The 15,513-nt window shown below is 22.4% G+C and carries 22 protein-coding genes, 1 other RNA gene and 1 pseudogene; 4 read left to right on the plus strand and 20 right to left on the minus strand.

All coding sequences use genetic code 4. The features are described 5' to 3' along the window. Window positions 1–39: 39 nt before the first annotated feature. Window positions 40–651 (plus strand): IMPACT family protein, encoded by a 612-nt coding sequence (locus SCITRI_RS08910; protein ID WP_237237952.1) that lies wholly within the window; start codon window positions 40–42, stop codon window positions 649–651. On the opposite strand, the gene trmB is transcribed toward SCITRI_RS08910, so the two are convergent. The 4 genes from trmB to SCITRI_RS08930 form a co-directional block, all read right to left on the minus strand. Then, a complete protein-coding gene (gene trmB, locus SCITRI_RS08915) occupies window positions 626–1,267 on the minus strand; it encodes a tRNA (guanosine(46)-N7)-methyltransferase TrmB (protein WP_071937996.1) in 642 nt (213 codons plus the stop codon). The genes SCITRI_RS08910 and trmB overlap by 26 nt on opposite strands. Beyond that, window positions 1,251–3,287 (minus strand): EAL domain-containing protein, encoded by a 2,037-nt coding sequence (locus SCITRI_RS08920; RefSeq protein WP_071937997.1) that lies wholly within the window; start codon window positions 3,285–3,287, stop codon window positions 1,251–1,253. Before SCITRI_RS08920 ends, trmB begins: the two co-directional genes overlap by 17 nt. A 179-nt stretch (window positions 3,288–3,466) precedes the next feature. Further along, window positions 3,467–3,890, minus strand: a transfer-messenger RNA (tmRNA) gene (gene ssrA / locus SCITRI_RS08925). 9 nt (window positions 3,891–3,899) lie between these two features. Continuing rightward, window positions 3,900–4,139, minus strand: a complete 240-nt coding sequence (locus SCITRI_RS08930) for a hypothetical protein (protein WP_237237953.1) — start codon at window positions 4,137–4,139, stop codon at window positions 3,900–3,902. Window positions 4,140–4,151: 12 nt separating this feature from the next. Here SCITRI_RS08930 and SCITRI_RS12235 point away from each other — a divergent pair, with 12 nt between their 5' ends. Then, the gene (locus tag SCITRI_RS12235; RefSeq protein ID WP_257785705.1) at window positions 4,152–4,286 is read left to right on the plus strand and encodes a hypothetical protein; all 135 of its coding nucleotides are present in this window, start codon (window positions 4,152–4,154) and stop codon (window positions 4,284–4,286) included. A gap of 32 nt (window positions 4,287–4,318) precedes the next feature. Next, window positions 4,319–5,277 (plus strand): annotated as a pseudogene (locus tag SCITRI_RS08935) (IS30 family transposase). 168 nt (window positions 5,278–5,445) lie between these two features. Here the strand turns inward: SCITRI_RS08935 and SCITRI_RS08940 are convergent. From SCITRI_RS08940 to SCITRI_RS10855, 16 genes are all read right to left on the minus strand, one after another. Further along, window positions 5,446–5,952: a hypothetical protein gene (locus tag SCITRI_RS08940; protein ID WP_237237954.1), complete on the minus strand. Its 507-nt coding sequence runs from the start codon at window positions 5,950–5,952 to the stop codon at window positions 5,446–5,448. A 410-nt stretch (window positions 5,953–6,362) separates the two neighbouring features. Beyond that, complete coding sequence (locus SCITRI_RS08945; protein ID WP_071937998.1) at window positions 6,363–6,635, minus strand: hypothetical protein; 273 nt, start codon at window positions 6,633–6,635, stop codon at window positions 6,363–6,365. Between the two features lie 15 nt (window positions 6,636–6,650). Beyond that, a complete protein-coding gene (locus SCITRI_RS08950; RefSeq protein WP_071937999.1) occupies window positions 6,651–7,103 on the minus strand; it encodes a UPF0236 family transposase-like protein in 453 nt (150 codons plus the stop codon). Further along, window positions 7,075–9,024 (minus strand): hypothetical protein, encoded by a 1,950-nt coding sequence (locus SCITRI_RS08955; RefSeq protein WP_071938000.1) that lies wholly within the window; start codon window positions 9,022–9,024, stop codon window positions 7,075–7,077. Before SCITRI_RS08955 ends, SCITRI_RS08950 begins: the two co-directional genes overlap by 29 nt. A 227-nt stretch (window positions 9,025–9,251) precedes the next feature. After that, window positions 9,252–9,455, minus strand: coding sequence for a hypothetical protein (locus SCITRI_RS08960; RefSeq protein WP_071938001.1), 204 nt, complete (start codon window positions 9,453–9,455; stop codon window positions 9,252–9,254). Window positions 9,456–9,572: 117 nt separating this feature from the next. Then, window positions 9,573–10,331 (minus strand): hypothetical protein, encoded by a 759-nt coding sequence (locus SCITRI_RS08965; protein ID WP_071938002.1) that lies wholly within the window; start codon window positions 10,329–10,331, stop codon window positions 9,573–9,575. A gap of 528 nt (window positions 10,332–10,859) precedes the next feature. Continuing rightward, entirely contained in the window at window positions 10,860–11,087 is a 228-nt protein-coding gene (locus SCITRI_RS08970) for a hypothetical protein (RefSeq protein WP_071938003.1), read from the minus strand. Next, window positions 11,081–11,506, minus strand: coding sequence for a hypothetical protein (locus SCITRI_RS08975; RefSeq protein ID WP_071938004.1), 426 nt, complete (start codon window positions 11,504–11,506; stop codon window positions 11,081–11,083). Before SCITRI_RS08975 ends, SCITRI_RS08970 begins: the two co-directional genes overlap by 7 nt. Window positions 11,507–11,792: 286 nt before the next feature. Further along, a complete protein-coding gene (locus SCITRI_RS08980; protein WP_071938005.1) occupies window positions 11,793–12,062 on the minus strand; it encodes a hypothetical protein in 270 nt (89 codons plus the stop codon). A 91-nt stretch (window positions 12,063–12,153) separates the two neighbouring features. Then, complete coding sequence (locus SCITRI_RS08985; RefSeq protein WP_071938006.1) at window positions 12,154–12,417, minus strand: hypothetical protein; 264 nt, start codon at window positions 12,415–12,417, stop codon at window positions 12,154–12,156. Then, window positions 12,390–12,665: a nuclease-related domain-containing protein gene (locus SCITRI_RS12525; RefSeq protein WP_071938007.1), complete on the minus strand. Its 276-nt coding sequence runs from the start codon at window positions 12,663–12,665 to the stop codon at window positions 12,390–12,392. Before SCITRI_RS12525 ends, SCITRI_RS08985 begins: the two co-directional genes overlap by 28 nt. Window positions 12,666–12,938: 273 nt before the next feature. Continuing rightward, complete coding sequence (locus SCITRI_RS12240; protein ID WP_257785680.1) at window positions 12,939–13,073, minus strand: hypothetical protein; 135 nt, start codon at window positions 13,071–13,073, stop codon at window positions 12,939–12,941. Window positions 13,074–13,124: 51 nt separating this feature from the next. After that, entirely contained in the window at window positions 13,125–13,277 is a 153-nt protein-coding gene (locus SCITRI_RS10410; RefSeq protein WP_157092890.1) for a pentapeptide repeat-containing protein, read from the minus strand. 17 nt (window positions 13,278–13,294) lie between these two features. Next, window positions 13,295–13,597 (minus strand): hypothetical protein, encoded by a 303-nt coding sequence (locus SCITRI_RS08995; protein ID WP_071938008.1) that lies wholly within the window; start codon window positions 13,595–13,597, stop codon window positions 13,295–13,297. A 279-nt stretch (window positions 13,598–13,876) separates the two neighbouring features. Then, on the minus strand, window positions 13,877–14,158 hold the full coding sequence (locus tag SCITRI_RS12530) for an integrase core domain-containing protein (RefSeq protein ID WP_197735397.1): 282 nt from the start codon (window positions 14,156–14,158) through the stop codon (window positions 13,877–13,879). Continuing rightward, window positions 14,145–14,555 carry a DDE-type integrase/transposase/recombinase gene (locus SCITRI_RS10855; protein ID WP_204305187.1) on the minus strand — a complete coding sequence of 137 codons (411 nt, stop codon included), beginning with the start codon at window positions 14,553–14,555 and terminating at the stop codon, window positions 14,145–14,147. Before SCITRI_RS10855 ends, SCITRI_RS12530 begins: the two co-directional genes overlap by 14 nt. Window positions 14,556–15,043: 488 nt before the next feature. On the opposite strand from SCITRI_RS10855, the gene SCITRI_RS10860 reads away from it, so the two are divergent. Continuing rightward, on the plus strand, window positions 15,044–15,502 hold the full coding sequence (locus tag SCITRI_RS10860) for a lipoprotein (protein WP_071938009.1): 459 nt from the start codon (window positions 15,044–15,046) through the stop codon (window positions 15,500–15,502). The last annotated feature ends 11 nt before the right edge of the window (window positions 15,503–15,513 follow it).

A 15,513-nucleotide genomic window follows, 5' to 3' on the forward strand; every position in this document is an offset into this window, starting at 1 on the left:
AGATAATATAATGAAAATAAAATAAAGATGAAAAGGAAGGTGAAAGAGTTGCAACAGTTAAAAGAAAATAAATTAATTACAAATGAAATAAATATTAAAAAATCACGCTTTCTTTGTCTCTTACAAAAAGTTACTTTCGAGCATGAAGCACTTGAATTTATTAAAACAAATCAACAAGTAAATGCTACACACAACTGTTACGCTTATATTATTGGAAAAAATCAAAATATTATTCGAAAAAGTGATGATGGTGAGCCAACTAATACTGCTGGAAAGCCAATTTTAGACATTTTCCTTCATCATAATTTAACTAATGTTGTATGCTTAGTTATTCGTTATTTTGGAGGAATTAAATTAGGTGCTGGCGGATTAATTCGTGCTTATGCTAATAGTGTTAAAACAAATTTAAAAAAAGCCGAATTAATTCCTTTTTTTGAAACAAAAGATATTATTATTAAATTTCCAATTAATAAAATTAAATTAGTTGACGAATATTTAACATATCATTATCAAAATTTAGCAATTAATAAAAATTTTACCGAACCTATTAGTTATCAATTTTCGCTGCCTAGTGAACAAATTTATCTTTTTACTTTATGAGCCAACAATAATAAAATTAATGTAATTATTTCCGAACATATAAATAATTAATATTTTTCCCAAGTTTAACAAAACGTTGTTCATATTCAGTTGGAATATTATTTTTCAAATACTGACTTTGATATAGATTTGTTGTATAATCAACAATTTTTCAATTATTTTCTTTAAATGATTCTAATGAATAGTTAAATAATTGATCATTATCTGTTTTAAAATGAATTTCACCATTATCCTGTAAAATAATTTGATAAAAATTTAAATATATTTTATTTGTTAACCGACGTTTTTCATGACGGACTTTAGGCCAAGGATCAGAGAAATTTAAATATATTTTATTAATTTCTTTAGGTGCAAAAATTTCTGGCAAAAAAATAGCATCAAAAACAATTATTTTTAAATTAGGTAAATTTTCGGCAATAATTTTTTTTAAAGCTAAAACTAAAACTGAAGGATACCGTTCAATTGCTAAAAAATTTTGATTCGGATATTTCTTTGCTAATGCTACAATAAAACCCCCTTTCCCCGAACCAATTTCAATATTTAAGGGATTATTATTTTTGAAGATCTTTTCCCCCCATTGCCCCCTATAATATTCTGGATTTTGAATTGCAAAGGTAGAATTTTCCATAATATATTTTGTTGCTCAAGGTTTATTTCTTAGTCTCATCTTTAAATCCTTTCCGACTGTTTTTTAATAAAGCTAATTTTATCTCATTACCAATTTCATTTTGTGGTTCATCATAAGTTCCAAATAATGAACCAAACATATAATTGATTTTTAGTTCTTTTAATTTACTATATCCTAAATAACTATTAACTTGTGGTGCAATTAAAATAATATCAAGTTTTTCTGCCAAAATAATATATTCTTTAATTAAATTTTGATAATGAGAATGAATAAACATTTCTCGAATACTCGTCGATGAAAAAACAGCATAATTAGGTTCATAATAATACAAACTATTTAATTCTGTGTCAATTGCCCCAAAATTTTTAACAGCAACTTCAATACCAATATTTTTAATTGTATTTAAATTTTTTTTAAATTTTTCAGGATCAAATCCAGTTTCCATTAAATCAAAGGTTAAAATTAAATTACCCGGTTTTACTTTTAATTCAATTAATTTTGTTGCAAATTTTTTTAAATTAAACTTCTCACTAGCAATAAAACTAGCTGGATAAGTAATAAATAATTTTTGTTCTAAATAATTATCTAATTTACGAAAATTTTTAATATTTAGTGCAGCGTTAAAACGAGCTAGCATTGTTTCATGCGCAATTCCACCAAAAACATTACTATCTTTTGCAAATATTAAATCACTATCAACGCCATCAACTAAATTACTACTATAATGATACGCTAATTTAAGACCATTATTCACATTTATAATTGGAGAATATAAACTAACAATTTTTTCTAGCTGAATATGCTCATTTAAAGCTAAAATACTACGTTTTTGGTTTGATAATTCTTTAATGTTTTCAGGGTCAATAAAAATAATTTGATTTGAATATTCAAGATTTAACCGATTATCTGCTGTTGCAATATTATATTCCTTTAACTTATTTAAATTATTTGATTGTAAACCATATAATGAAGCATATCCTTGCAATTTAACAATTATTTTATAATTTTTTAAAATAAAAGTAGTATTAGCTTGTCGCAATAAAATTTCAAATTGTTTTAATAAATCAGTTTCTGGCCGTAACTTACTTTTATTATGCACTAAGATACTACTAATATCAGGTTCCTCATTTTGATCAAGTGGAAGAAAAATGCCAAAATGATTTAAACTTGCTTTAAAAAATAAAACATTTTGTTCTTTTCATAATGTAAAAACTTGATGAGAAATAAGATCAATAATTTTATTTTTAACATTACTATTTAGAAATTTATCTAGTTTTTCAATATTATTAATCATAAAAGTAAAATAAATTCCACGACGGATTTTATTTTTATGAATTAAATTATAAATAGCTTCATGTGCTAAAGCTTCACGAACATAACTATTACGATCGTATTCAATAATATTTTGTAATTTTATCGCATGAACATAAATTAATTCAACAATCCCACAAATACTATAAGCAAAATAAGTCATTGCAATTCAAACTAAAACATATAGTTCACTTACAAAGTTTTCTGACATAGCCATTCTTTTTGATTGTGCTAAAACAATAATTGAGGCCGTAATAAACCCTGTTAATGTCAATAAAGACCATCTACATTTTGTTCATTTAAAATGCCAACTCACAAAAACAATTAGAAGGGTTAAAGCATAAAGCACTGAAATCATAATAATATTAGAGGTGCCCGTTAAAGGCAAAAAATAGTTATTATTTAAAAATGGTAAAATTCCAAAAAGAAAAGTAAAAATAATAATCGTATATAGAATTGTGGCAAAACAAGAAATAAAAACACCTATCATTCAACAAACTATTATTGGTAAAAAAATATTAATAGCAATCATTGTATTGGTTTCCCCAGTTTTTGGCGGTACAAAAAATGGGATTAATCCTTGTGCAATAATAACCAAAATTGCAAAAACACCACCAATAACAACTTGATAATAAATTGAAAAACGAGCAAAATAATTACGAACTAGACCTCATGTAAAAATATAAATGACAGAAAAAATAATTATAAATAATAGATATACAAAAATAATATTTAAAATATTACTCACTTATTTTCACCTCATTTAACAAACCTTATACTTTTTTTATTATATCATTCCTTTTAAAAATATTTTTTAATTAAAAAAAGAAACTAAAATTCTCATAAATAATTTCTTAAACCGAGTAATTTATTTATGACAAGACAAGTTTCTTTTAATTTCTGACTTATTTTTATAAAAATAAAAAATGGTGGAGATGGCGGGAATTGAACCCGCGTCCACAAATAATGTTCTAATACCTTCTACAGTTTAGTCTAATCATCTTTCTTTCATTATTTAATAATAGGACTAGACAACTAATTAAATAACTAGATAATAAGATTTTCAAAATTCTAACATTATCAATTAGAATTTTTATTAGATTAAGACTTGAGATACGATAATAGTTAATAATCTATAATTAACTATTATTACGGCTAGCAATCCTCTAACAACGAGGAATTAAGCTGCTAACATTGAACCTGGTAGTTGATTGTTCATCAACGAAACTGGAATTTTAATTTTGTCTTCTTTTTGTTTTTTGTTTGCGTTTCTTCAAACCTAGTAGCATTATAGTCTGCCAAACTACTGCCAATATTAGTAAATCATTCCTGTCGAAACCGGAACATCCCCATACGTTCATTATACTCTTAAATTATTAAATAGTAAATAAGGGCTATTTCTTACATTTTTTTGAAATAACTGCTTAAAATGATATTCATAACTAATTTCTTTTCCAATTTTTAAACCTAAAGTAATTCGAATTAAAGCATAATAATCCATCATTAAACTAAAATTACTAAAAAATAAGGTAAATAGTAAGAAAAGCCCCATACCTAGAATATAATCCTTTTGTAGTCAAAATAATAATCGTTCATGCATTTTGTAATCGAAATGCAACAAATCAACTTTGAAAGGAGTTGATTTTTTATTGAAAAGAAACATTATTTTATTTTGCGGTCCCTAGTAACTAAATATGGAAAAGATATTGTTATTAATACTGTAAATAAGATAGTAATTAAATATTAATTTTATAAGTTAATGAAAGGTATATAAATGTTATGTATAGTCATTTAAGTTTTATGGATAAAGTTAAATTAGAACAATTATTATTATCAAAAATATTTTTAAAAAAGAATGGTGAACAAAATATTTCTGTAATTGCTAAATTTTTGAATAGACATCGTAGTACTATTTTACGAAAAATTAAGAGATTTAAAACTATTAAAGAATATAGTGCTTATAAGTCAGATGAAATGTATTATGAGGAAAGAAAAAAGAATAATAAAAGATGTAAATTTACTGAAGAACAGATTAATTTTATGAAAATTAGACTTAATAAATATCGTGATGCTCCGAGAGAATTTATTTATCGTTATTTTTTAAAATTTGGTGTTAAATTTCCGGTTTGTGTAAAAACATTGTATAAATGAATTCGTTTAGGTTTTTATGGTTTTTTAAAACAGAATTTGCGACATCGTGGTAAAAAATATAAAACAAAAGGAAAATCTGATAATCGTGGTAAATTAACTGATTTTAAGTCAATTTGAGATATTGAAAATAAAGTTTCTAATGTTGGTTGATTAAAAATGGATACTGTTGTTGAAAAAACCATCAATCTAGTTGTTTAGTTTTAGTAGAACAATCAAGTAAAAAATACTTTGCAATAAAATTAGAAAATCATACTGCTAGGGAAGTTGATAAAAAGTTTAAAAATATTGTTATAAACAATAATTTAATTGGAAAAATAAAAGGAATAATAACAGATAGAGGTAAAGAATTTAGTGAATGACGAGAAATGGAAATATTTGCTGAAACACAAGTATATTTTTGTGATGCTGGCAAACCTCGTCAAAAACCTTTAATTGAAAATATGAATGGTGAGTTTAGAAAATGATTTCCTCCTGGAACTGATTTTAATAATGTTAGCCAAAAACAAATTGATTGAGTAGTTAATAATGTAATAAATGAAAAGCTCCGACCGTGTTTAAATTGAATAAGTGATAAAGAAATGTTTTAGCAAAATATATAAACAATAAATATTTAAAAATGTATATTAAATTATAAAATATGTCATTAAAATAATAAATTATTTTTTAGTGTGTTTAAATATGGATAAAATAAAAGAAAAATTAAAATATTTTTAATTTTTTTAAATTTATGGTTGATTTTTGTAATTTTTATTATATTATTTAATTAATAAAGATTTGTTGCGCTTCATTTTACATAATTCACATAACTCTAATAATACCCAATGTTTTTTCTTTCCACCTGAAGAAAAAGTATATAATTTATCTAATGTTGTTTCCTCCCCAAGTAAATTAGGATCAGAATATCCATTCTTACGAAATTGTAATTCAAAAACACTCATCGCCAAATTATAATGGTATATTGTATCAATTGCCTTAATAACAAATAATTTTATATCATCATATAAACTAGCTAAGGTACTATTTAAAGTGACATTTTTATCTAAAATTGCATAATCAAAATTATGACTTTTAAAATCCTTACTTGTAATTTTAATAGTTGCTGCCGTATTCATTGTAAAATTTTCCTCAGGAAGTTTAAATAATGATGCTTGCAATCGTTCTGGAATATATTTAAATAAATCATCGGTAAACATATTATCTTTCTCAGGAATAAATTTATTACTTAATTTTATAAAAAAACTAATATACTTATTTAAGGCCATTTGTCCTGGTTGCGTATTATACCACACACATTTTAAAGATTACAAGAAAATAATAAAAATATTTATTTATAATAAAAAAATATCATAAAATAAATAAAAAAATATAAAATTAAACAAACTAAAAATTAGTTTAAATACAAAAATTTAATAATTATCATTCCAATTATTTAATTAAACTATTCAAAAAATTAAATGGTGTTTAAAAATTGAGGGAATGAATTATTCGGTTGGTGATACCTTATTCTAATAAATATTTTACCTATTAAAATAAAATTCCTAAGAAAAAGATAAATTTATCTTTTTTAATTAATTTAACTATAACATAAAAGTAATAATTTACAATACAAAAAATAATAATTCGCAAATTATTTAATAAATTTATTTTAAATTATTGATTTTTACTTTAAATTTTAGACAAAACATTGTGCTTGATGAGTAACATTTTTATTTATTAAAAATTGCTGAATATGCTTATCTTCATTTTTAAAATAATAATTATATTCTTTTTCATTTTTTTTTTTTTTTAATTTATTAAGATAAAACTCAATTAAATTAACACCATTTTCTTTTGCCATTTTCAATGCAATCATATTTTTAAAAACTTTTTCACTGTATGATTTAGCACCATATCTTTTTAATCATTTGACATTATGAGAAATTTGTGGTTCAGTACAAGACCCCATATATCAATCTTCTTTTTAAACTTTAATACCCTCAGAATTATTTTTGATATATTTAATGAAATCTTTAATTTTATCTTTTTTATCTTTTAAGAATGGATATTCTTTAATATTTTTTCTTGTAATTAATTTTTTTAAATATTTTATTGCTTCATCAGGATTGCCATTTTTAAATAATTTATTCATATCTCAATAAATTTGTTTTCTTATTTTTTCATTATCGGTTAAATTTTTATTAAGTTTTCTTCTTCGATAAGAAAATATTGTTTTTAATTCTTTCATTAAATGAAATTGATCTAAAATAAAAATTGCACCAATTTCATTAACAAATTTTTGGATTCATTTTGCCCCATCACCTTCTAGCGTTAACTTACAATTTTCAATATTAAAATTTTGATTTAAAAAATGTAAAAATTCTTTTTTATATTTATTAACTGGTTTTTTAAAAAACTTTTTTTCATCCTGTTTCATTATTTCCATTAGGATTATTGGGATCGGGTAGTTTGTTTGGTTTTTCTGGTTTATTTGGATTATTATTCTCTTCATTCCCATTATTTTCGTTATTTCCATTTGGTTTATTAGGAGTGTTCGGTATTATTCCCTCTGTTGGTGGAATTTCATTTGGTTTGTTGGGGGCATTTTCTGTTATTGGGTTGTTTATTAATTTATATAAAACATTCCCAACTGCTTTTAAACTATTATCCAAAGCATAAATAGTAATTTTTAGCTCACTATATTTATTTTCTTGAATTTTTTTCATAAATTCCTGTAATTCATTATCATTAATATTAATCTTTTGCCCATTTAATCCTTGTAATGATATTTGATAATCAATATCTTGTTTCAAGATTTCATCTAATTTATTAATTTTAAAACCTTGCTTAATATATTTCATAATATAATTATTAAAAATATCATCTTTTGTTTTATCTTTAAAATTATATTCTTGATTTTGATATTTAATTTTACTTAAATCAATTACTTTATTTTCATCATAATTTAAGTTATTAATAACTTTAAATTGGTTTGTTTCACCAAATAACAACATTGATGTATTTAGTGCTTTGATTTTTAGCATTATTTCTTTTTTTTGTTCTTGTTGATTAGTTATTAATTGGTTTAAATCATCATCAGTTAATTTTTGTCATTCGCTATTTTTATATATTTGAATAATATAATCTTTGTTTATTATTGCTAATAAACTAAGTTTATTTATTTCTTTTCAAACAAAGTTTTCAATTTTATTTATAATAGTTTTCATATCTTTGGCATTCATTTTCAAAGCACTAATATTTAAATCATTTAATGACTTAAAATTATTGATGCTTTCATTAACAACTAAATGATTACGAATATCTGAAACATAATCTCGTCAATATGATAAAACTGCTTCATAAGTTAATTTTGATAAATCATTATCTGAATTTCACTTTTTATAGTTAATCATATAATTTTTTAAATGTTTTCCTTGTGTTGTATTTCAAAAATCACTAGCATTTTGGTTATTAACTGAATTTAAAAAATATCCATAATTTGAACTTTTATTTTTATCAACATAAATAAATTTGTGTTGATAAAATGGTGTTTGTGTATTTCCGCTTAAATCATTAAAGCATTTTTGTTGAATAATAAAATGAAATCACCCAGCACTAGTATTAACATCTCCCGTTTTGTTTTTTTCTAATTCATAGCCATTTTCAAATTTAGTCTCTAAATTTTCATTTGATAAATAACGAATAACTTTTTCAATGTTGTCATTATTGTAAAAGTTTTCAAATCCTGCTCCAACTGCACTGGCTTCTGCTAAATAACCAATATCATAATCATTAATACTACTACTTTTTATTAAATTTCCATCTCTATCAAGTTGATCTAACGGAAATGGGGTGTTATATTGATGGCAAGCCCATATTAATTGTTTTTTTGTTCCTGTTTCTTTATTTATTTCTTGATCATAATTGGGGTTTTTAATTGTTTTATTTTCATTATTTGGGTCTTTGATAAATTCACTTGTTAATTTTTCATAATAAATATTTTTTGACCCTCACCCCATTAATTTTAATTGTAATGATGGGGTAATTGTTTCAATTAAAATTGTTAACTTAAAATTACCACCAACATCTCCCTCAATTTTAGGGTTTGGTCGGTGGATAATTTCAATTTCATATTTATTAACTTTTTCTTTATCATCAAAAGTATATGTGTATAAACCATTAACAGCGTTTAAATTAACCCCATTTATTTTAACAATATCATAATCAGGATCATTGTTATTTTTCTTTGGTTCGATGTATTGAAAAAATTTTGTTGTATGATATTTTATTATTCCTTTATTGTATTTATTTTCTTTTCCTTCACCGTTATTAATAACTTCTTCAATATCATTAATCATTGCAACACCATTTTCATCACTAATTTTTCCTGGTGTTATTAAAATTCGTTCTTGTAATTTACTTTTTCAATATTTTGCATTTAATGAAAAATTGAGTTTTGTTTTAAAAACTCAATTTTCTCATTGTTCTGTTAAATAATTAAAAATATTAAAACTTGTTTTAAGATAATAATTATTATTTTCTGTTATTAAGGCATAATTAGGATTGATAAGTTTTTTTCATTCCGTTATATTTCCTTTTTTCCTAAAACACTAAATATTTTATTATCTAAGATAGTTTTAATTGCATTTCAATTACTTTCATCTAAAATATTGGTTGATGTATCACTTTGATAAATAATTGTTTGTTTTAATTCATTTTCTATTGTATTTTTAGTATTAACAATATTATAATCACTATCAAAATTTAGTGGTGTTTTAAATTCTCACATTTCATAATTACTACTTTGATTATTGTGAATGTTAATTAATGTTTTTATAAAATAAACATTAATTCTTTTTTCTAACTAATAATTTGGGTTTAAAATTCAATTCATCCTTGAATATCATTAATATCATTTAGTGTTTTTTTTGATTTTATTATCCATTTGTGTCTTAATTTGGTTTCAATTATAAGAACTTTGTGAATTATTATCAATATTAGAATAATAATTAATTTCTTTATTTAATTCTCTTGTTAAATTACTTTTCATGTCATTAAAACTAAAACTTGTATTAAAAATTAGTTTATTAACTTTTAATCATGTTTTAGCTCATGTATTACTTGAATTTCATCCGTTTTTCGCTCGTGCATAAACCAAAAAATCAATTTTAATGCAATCATTATTTTCTAATTGATATCTTACATTTGCTCATCCTCTTTCTTCATTTTGGGTATAACCTTGATAGTGATTAAAAATTTCTTCTGTTTTTGCTATGCCACTTATTTCATTTAGATTGATATAGTGATAAGCATTATAATTTGCCGTAGCCGCCTGATTGTGAGCAACATAACCCTCAAAATCAATTTTAATCTGTTTGTATTTATTTTTAAAATCATTTCAACTACTAGCATAATCTAGTATATTAACATAATAATATAATGATTCTACTTTTTCTGTATAATCACCACCCCAAGTTCCGCCAGTTTTAGCATAAATATCATCATTTCAATTAATATTTTTTGTAAAACTTGGTGCTGTTGGGTTAAAACTTTTCTTTGCATTTTTAATAATAACTTCTTCTTGTTTTGTGATTGAAAAACTATTATTGAGGATGATTTGACAATAAGTGGTTGACTTACACCAATCAACGATGTTAATAAACATGACAATATAATATTTTTCACAGGATATAGCCTCCTTTCTGTAATTACAATTATTATTTTTGGTCTAAATAATTGATTAAGAAATAAAACATAAAATAATTTTTATAACATTCATAATTAAAATATCAAAAATAAAAAATAGTAAAGGGGCAAGATCAATAAAATCAATAATTTTTTACCCTCAATTTCTTTTTTAACAACAATAAATCCAGTTATTATTTATTATACAATAGCTCTCATAAATAATATAAATATTGTTATAAGTTAAATTTTTCAGTTCATTAAATCATTCCTTTCTTTTTTAAATAATAATTATATATAGCATTTGATTTTATATAGTATTCAATCTATAAAATAAAAAAATATAAAATGAATTGGCATAATAACAAATCAAATTAATCATTTCCTCGTATTGTAATTTTTAATTAAATATATTAAATATATTGAATTTGTTGCGAAAAAGTACATTCCAGTTAAATAATTGCCAATTCGAAAAACAAATATTAAAAACTTGAATATTATTTTCATTTTATTTCAAAGTTGGGTATATTAATCCAAACCATAATCCAATTACCAACAAAAATAACGCAAAACAACTTATACTAACATATAATATTATTTGACAAGTTTTTTTATATTTTGTTAATTCAATTTGTTTTTTCATTTTTTGTAATTTAATACCAAGAAACTTCCATAAACAACCAAACAAGCCGATTATGGCAATTGTTCCCATCATACCAATTATTGTATTTAACATCACTTACACTTCCTTTCTTTTTTATTTCTTATTTGTGGTAAATAACTTGTAAAGTATTCGTTTCAAAATGCTCATATTTTTGTTTGAATACTTTGTTTTGTTAATAACCAATATGCAAATCCCTCTGCCAATAACTCGTCATCATCACTCAATCCATAATTACTGTTAGCAAATATCCTTAACACTTTTTCTTTGTCTAGTTCTGCAAACTTATTTAAGTTATTAATTTTCTGTTCTAAAAATTGTTTTAAATAAAAAATATGATTAATTTTAAATGTTTCTCAATCATAAAAATAAAAGATATGCCCTAATTCATGGATTAAAATATGTAGAAAGTTATTGGTTGTAAATTGTCCTTTGTGTCATTCAATATTTATTGTTTTTTCAAACGCACAAGATAAAACCTTTTTGTTTAGCAAAATAGTTTGGTGATTATTTGTTTGTCCTAAGATATTATTATCACCATCAATGATATTTTTAATTTCTATTTTCTTTAAAATTTCATTAATATTTTTTTTTAAATATTAGCAACAAAATTATAAAATAATAAAATAAGTTGTTTTAAATTATCTTGATATTTTTGACAAATATTATCAAGTAAATTTTGTCAGTAATTTTGTTGTTCTATTTTTAAATAATTTTGTAATTGTTGATAAGTACTAAATTCTGTTTTAAATTTAATTGCTAAATTATTATCTGCTTTGCCTAAAAAGCATTTGTTAAATTTTTAATAGTATCTGTCTTATGGCGGTTAAATAAAGTTCCTTTATATCCTCGCCGTTGGATTAAAACAGGGTGGTCTAAGTATCTTTTTTCTAAATCAATATTTGTTTTTGAATCAATTTTTAACTTATTATCGGAATTAGGTGGTTGTAAATGTTCTTTATTATTTGCAATATTACCACAACTAATCAAATTCCCCATGTTTGTACATAAAAACAAAAATATTGCTAAAAAACTAAGTAATTTTTTCATACATTTTTATTTTTCCTTTCTATTTTAACAAAATAAAAAACAGCAAATTTATTTGCTGTTTTTTAATATATTTCTAATTTTTATTTATAATTTAATTTTTTTTGTGTTTTTCAATGTTTTCTATTTTATTTTTATTTAAAATAGACATAACAATAATATTTATATTTTTGTTATCTTCAAAAAAAGAAGATTTTTTACTGTACTTAAAAATTTCATTTTCTAATTCTGTTAAATTTATTACCACATTATTATCACTTAATTTATTATTTTCATTTTTTAATATTGTTAAATTATTTTGTACAATTATATTAATAATAAAAATATTATCTAAATTAATTTTATCTTTTTCAAGCATTTTTTTAAAGTATAAATATGACTTTTATTTTGTTCTATTGGTGATTGTAATTTTATTTTTTTGTCACCATGATATTGATATCATATATTTTTATTAATATCAAAATATGATGGTATATTTCAATTTTTAGTTTCAATAACAAAAATAAAATTATTTTTTACTAATAAGTGATTAATTTGAAATATTTTTCATTTTGTTTCTTCATTAAAATAAGAATAAGATAGATGAACATTATCAAAATGAAGCATATTATATTTTATAGCAATTTTTTTAAAATACTAATTACTTAATTTTATTAAAAACCTAAGAATAATGAATACTACCATTTTTTTGCTAAAACACAATAATCATTACTGCATCATAAATATTTATCATCACCATCTATTTTTGATCTACATTTAGGCCAACTTTTCCTCATTATTTAATTTTTCCTCCTTACTAGGTAATTTGTCATAATATAATTGTTGTTCTTTTAACTCAGCAAGTTCTGCTTTAAGTGCTTCATTTATTTTTATTAGGTCTTACATCATTTTATTAAGTACTTCTTCAGTTTTTAAATTTCAATTTAAATCTTTAATTAATTCTGTAATTTCATTTTTAAGTAATTCATTTTCTTCTTTTAGTTTGTCAAATTTAATTGATTCTGTTATATTCATTATTCATTCTCCTCAATAACAGTTAATTGGTCTAATTGTTGTTTTGTGATTTTAAATATCTGTTAAATCAGCATCTTGTAAATTAGTACCTTGTAATTTAGCATCTCGTAAATCTAAAAATTCTCTGCTTAAATATTCATTTATTTTATTTTGTTCAACAGTAATATCTGTTAAATCTTTAATTAAATCTTGTAATGTTTTCATTTTATAATTCCTCCTTTCTAATTTTTAATATTAATAATTCATCATTTATTTTTCTTAAAAATTAATTTTTTAATAATTTGATGGTTATTTTTGCATTTTAAAGTCAAAATTCAAATACTATAACTTATTTTTTGTTTATTAATAAATTCTAATTTTGTTAAGCAATGCCGAGCATACTTTTTACAATATCGGCCGCCTTTTCTGTTTTTAGTTAATTTTGTAAAGTACTCATTGATATAACACTGACATTTATTAATTAATACTGTCTTATTTGCTAATTTAATTTTTAACTCTTTTCAACAGAGTTCTTTTAAAGACACTTTCAAAGCCCCCTTATAAATAGTAAGATTTCTAAATTTTTTTATTGTGGAACACTTACCCTTTAGCCATTGCAGGTTAAAGATTTATCCAGAAACCGCGATAACTCTTTTATATTGCCTAAAAGAATTGGCTCCATTATGTTGTAGCGGTACGGCCACCACTGTATTGTTTATCCTCGCTTGCTTGATTTAACGACATTCCAAGTAGGAGAATTTTATTTAGTTGGTTTTGCTGTTATTTTCTTAAACTAAGTAAGGTTAACAACAATTTTAACCTAATTAAAAAAGATAGAATTTTATATCTATCTTTTTCTTAGTTTTTGGTAAATTTATACCAACCGAATATTTTACGCGGTCCTGAAAATTTAAAGACTTATGTACTCTTTCAAAATTATAAAAATAATAATCATTTAATTTATTCTGTAAACTAACTGCATTTAATATTTTTTCTTCAAATACAAATAATTTAGTATAATTTTGATGAAATCTTTCAATCTTACCGTTTGACTGCGGAGAACGAACCGGTGTTGTCTGATGAAAAATATTTTTATCTTTTAAAATTGAGTAAAATTAGTTTCTTTAACAGTATTTTTTTTTGATTATTCCGATAATTATTAATAAATTCAGAACCGTTATCAGTTCTAATTCATGTTATTTTAACACCAAATATATTTTTAAAATCACTAATTGCTTTTTTAACAGCAGCAATAGCATTATCAATACTTAATTTATCATAAACATATCCTAATGCTAATCTTGTTTTTTCATCAATAAAATCATAAACATAATACTTTTTATCAACTGGAAATTTACTCGGTACAAAATATTTAGCGTCCATCTGTAATAAACCTATTTCTTTAACTTCATATCTTGGATGTTGTTTTTTAATTTCTTTAATTTTATTTTTTATTTTTAATCATCTTTCATCTTTTTTAAGTCAACGAAAAAATGTTTTCAAATTTTTTGGTACTTTATTTTTTAATTCTTCTCCATGAATTCCTTTTTTAAATTATAAAACAAAGATAAAACACCACCAACATGTTTATTACAATATTCAAAATATAAATCACAAATAATTTTGCGAATACTATCACTATATTGATAATTAATATTATGTGGTAACGTTGATTTTAATAATAATTCATCAAAATCATTATTTTTATATGCAATTAAAATTTTATTCGCTCAATAATAAAAAGTTGAAAATTTATTTTTAAGATATTTTTTGCTTTATTCTTTTATAATATTTATTTTTATAATTTTTACTTAAAAAATTCTTTAATTTTGCTTGTAAATCAAACAAATTAAAATTATTAATAATATATTTCATTAATTCACACCTACCATCAAAAATATATAAAATTAATGTTTAATACGAATAATTGATATATAATTGATATGTGATAAGATCAATTATATATAAAAAAATAAAAAGGAACAATCTATATGAAAAAATGACTTAACATAATAGGAACAATCGGATTAACCGCAACAAGCACAACAACACTAATGAGTTGCAAAAAAGAAAATAAAAAAGATACTAAACCTATTGCACCAACAACAAAAGCACAACAACCACCAGAAGGTAGTAATTGAAAATTAATTACTGATTATAATTATTTTGATAATAATATTGATGATAAATGGTATTTTTTTATTTTAAAAACTGAAAAAGAAAATAAATTAAAAGAAATAAAATTTATTAATAATAGTAATAATGCTTATGGAATTATTGAATCAAATGGTTTTATTTTTAGTAAATATCTTATAAAGAATTCGTATTTACAAAAAGGATTAATTAAAGGTCTTTATTGCTGAAATGGTAATGATGAACCACAAATACCTACTATTGACAAAAACACTGGTGAAATTATTGATTGAAAAGAACAAAAAGGAACTGAATAACAGTTCCTTTT

It is taken from the genome of Spiroplasma citri (assembly GCF_001886855.1).
GTDB lineage: Bacteria > Bacillota_I > Bacilli_A > Mycoplasmatales > Mycoplasmataceae > Spiroplasma > Spiroplasma citri.